Source organism: Arthrobacter sp. GQ119 (assembly GCF_059759125.1).
In genome coordinates, this window is the sequence record NZ_JCAXEA010000106.1 from 1 (window position 1) to 247 (window position 247).

The 247-nt window shown below is 68.4% G+C and carries 1 protein-coding gene; it reads left to right on the top strand.

The window, feature by feature from the left end; genetic code table 11:
• The coding region (locus AC6CH3_RS23560; RefSeq protein ID WP_498134728.1) for an SRPBCC family protein at window positions 1-247 on the top strand (247 nt) is incomplete at both ends.

Sequence of the window (247 nt, forward strand, 5' to 3'; positions counted from 1 at the left end):
GAGCTGTTCCACCGGGTGAACATGCAGGACTTCGATGCCTGCGAGCGGTGCCAGCCGGGCATGGCCTCCAAGTCCTACGCCAAGGGCGGCGTGCTGGTGCCCAGCGAGCACCACATCGGCGCTTTCCACGACTGGGTCCAGGAAACGGTCGGGGACGTGCCGCTCTCCGGAGAAGCCCTGCTGGGCCTCACCGCGGACACCCCGCCGCTGGAGGAACGCGCCGAAACCCTGCAGCGCAAAGAGACCG